At 49.0% G+C, this 2,571-nt stretch carries 3 protein-coding genes; 2 read left to right on the top strand and 1 reads right to left on the bottom strand.

Annotated elements, in window-relative coordinates; all coding sequences use genetic code 11:
• Nucleotides 1–233 precede the first annotated feature (233 nt).
• Nucleotides 234–1,487, bottom strand: coding sequence for an FIST signal transduction protein (locus IQ263_RS27895; RefSeq protein WP_194071273.1), 1,254 nt, complete (start codon nt 1,485–1,487; stop codon nt 234–236).
• A 466-nt stretch (nt 1,488–1,953) separates the two neighbouring features.
• Between IQ263_RS27895 and IQ263_RS27890 the strand changes: the two genes are divergently transcribed.
• Complete coding sequence (locus tag IQ263_RS27890; RefSeq protein WP_194071272.1) at nt 1,954–2,190, top strand: Calvin cycle protein CP12; 237 nt, start codon at nt 1,954–1,956, stop codon at nt 2,188–2,190.
• Nucleotides 2,191–2,383: 193 nt separating this feature from the next.
• Nucleotides 2,384–2,571, top strand: a 188-nt coding sequence (locus IQ263_RS29060; protein WP_228050432.1) for a hypothetical protein, incomplete at its 3' end; no start/stop codon positions are given.

Genomic DNA, 2,571 nt, shown 5'->3' with positions numbered 1-2,571 from the left:
TTAGTTGTTAGTTGTTAGTTGTTAGTTGTTAGTTGTTAGTTGTTAGTTGTTAGTTGTTAGTTGTTAGTTGTTAGTTGTTAGTTGTTAGTTGTTAGTTGTTAGTTGTTAGTTGTTAGTTGTTAGTTGTCAACAGTCAACAGTCAACAGTCAACAGTCAACAGTCAACAGTCAACCGTTAACAGTCAACTGCCAACTGCCAACTGCCAACTGCCAACTGCCAACAGTCAACAAGATTAGGAATTTTGGCGACAAATCCCGAATACGGAGGTATAGCCGTGCAGAAACGTGCTGCCGCCCACGGGGCCGATTTCGCCGTTGCAGAAAAAGCCGCTGAGGGGAATGTTTTTGATGTACCTGCCGAACAGTTTCGAGTCAAAGTTCGATTGGCCGTAAAGCCCTTCGCCGCGCCCCAGACAAGAGAACATCAATGCGCCTGCGCTGGATGTACCCCTGTACTCAGCATCCCGCTGATAGCGATCGAGCAGCAGTTCTAGGTCTTCTGCGGAGGTGCGCGCGTCCCGTAGGTGGAATTGGATGCGCTGTCCGGGACGTACTCGATCGCCGATCGCAATTGCTCCCACTTTCGGATCTACCCCTAACAGATTGCGGATTAAAAAATCTCCGGGCTCTAATTTAAACTTGAATTCATCGCTGACTAAGCCGACAAATAACGAGTGCTGCGCTAATTCTCGGTCTGCTTCGCTCAAAGTTTGAACTAACTCTCGCAGGGCCTCTAAGGGCGATCGCTCGATGCCCCCGCTGCCGATATCGTCGGTTTGTTCTTCGAGTTTGAGCACAATATTGCGCTCTCCTTCCGTCACCCGATAAGGATGCCCGATCGGTCTGCAGCCTTGAGCGACAATCGTTTCTAGAACTATATTTCCGCTCAAAGCCACTCCCACCGTTCCTTCTCGGTAAAGCTGATAGTCGCAAAACAGCGCCGCGCCCCTGCCCGCACCGTCGCCGCCGGCGAGTCCCCCTACCTTCGGTGCACCCGGATAGGCATAATCTAGCCCTTGCAGCAAATCGTTAATTTTTGCCGAAAAGGGGTCGGCCAAAATGATAAACTGCGGTTCTTCGCCGGCCGGCACGCCCAACAAATCCACCCAAGTATCCGGCGGACTGTCTAAGTCCGGCAGTTCCTCTGCACCGACGTGAAATGTTCTGACGCTCACTCCAGGCAAGCGGGCAAGACAGAGGCTGACTGCTGGAGAACCCTCCACTTCTTCGGTCTGACCGCCTCGACCGGTACCGATGACCCCTCCCCCGCCGCAGCCGAGAATCGCAGGCACTGGCAGTAATTCTTTGAGTAAAGGCATCAGCCGAGAATACTCGCTGGCAAAGGCAGACGAGATAAAAATCAGTGCTAAATCGGCCGGGCCTTCTAATTCGCGATCGGCTTTTTCTACAACTTCTTTCAAGGCTGATTCCAAAGACGGACGGGTTGATAAGGCGCTGACCCATTGCATTTGGTTTTGCTTGTCCATAGGGCGAAAATCTCTATAAAACTATGTCTATACATTAGGCTAACCGGAACTTGCCTCTGGCGGGACGCTATTGGAAAGTCGATCGACTCTCCCCCGATCGCCGTTCTTGTGTTAACATAAGTTAACATGAGTCTTAAATCAATCTGTTTAGTGTTAAATTCCGTCTTCAGCTAAATCTTAAAAGATCAAGCTCAATACAGTTTGACACGACAATTTCCTGTAATGTTTTCATCAAAAGTCAGGTGGGCTCGACCTGCATTGATGCCTGTGAACTAAAATCCGCCGATCGGCTAAAATAAAACAGGAAGTAGAGACGGCTGCTGCGATCGCAGTTTATGGATGGGTTTGATCGGGCTGCAACATCAGCACATCTCAAGCTAGTATTAGCTGAGGTCGCCAGACTGAAACTGCAAATCGAACACAAGCTAACATCCAAAAAAGAAAACCTTTCTTACTCAAGAAATTTATGACAACAACACCCGCAGGCAACATCCAAGAACAAATTGAAGAAGAACTAGAAAGCGCTCGTACCGTCTGTGACGTCAAGGGCGCAACTTCGGGCGAATGCGCCGCAGCGTGGGACGCAGTTGAAGAACTGCAAGCAGAAGCTTCCCACCAAAAGCAAGTCAAACCTAAAAATTCCTTTGAAAAATATTGCGACGACAACCCTGACGCTGCTGAATGCCGCATCTACGACGAATAAACGAGCAATTTAGCTCCTTGTCTTCCCTCCCGCACCAAAAACTACATTTTGGTGCGGGATTCTTTTATCGCTTGATTAACTATACCTTTTTGCCAAATACGTGCTATACATAACTCCCTCCCAAAAAACCTTGTAAAGGAGAGTTAGGACTTCATCTATAGCAAGTATTTAGTCAACTCCCCAAGAATACCCGGTGGTTGAAACCGCGTCTACAGGAGACTTTACCAACCAGGTAGAGGTTGAAGACAAGACGAGTGAATTACCCACCGTCAAGCGGAGTACCGCTATGACGGGGGCTTCCAGATTCACAAGGAACCGCGTCCGACAAGACCGAAATCTTGCCACCACGACTTACATTCCCTCCACTGGCAGTAGCACTAA

The sequence above is a fragment of the Tychonema sp. LEGE 06208 genome, assembly GCF_015207505.1.
Lineage (GTDB): Bacteria > Cyanobacteriota > Cyanobacteriia > Cyanobacteriales > Microcoleaceae > Microcoleus.
Note: the sequence above shows the minus strand (reverse complement) of the source record. Positions and strands in the feature narration are given on the sequence as shown.

What these genes read in the sequence shown, in the direction of transcription:
- IQ263_RS27890 (WP_194071272.1), top strand. Translation starts at nt 1,954, where the DNA reads ATGACAACAACACCCGCAGGCAACATCCAAGAACAAATTGAAGAAGAA.
- IQ263_RS27895 (WP_194071273.1), bottom strand. Translation starts at nt 1,487, where the DNA reads ATGGACAAGCAAAACCAAATGCAATGGGTCAGCGCCTTATCAACCCGT.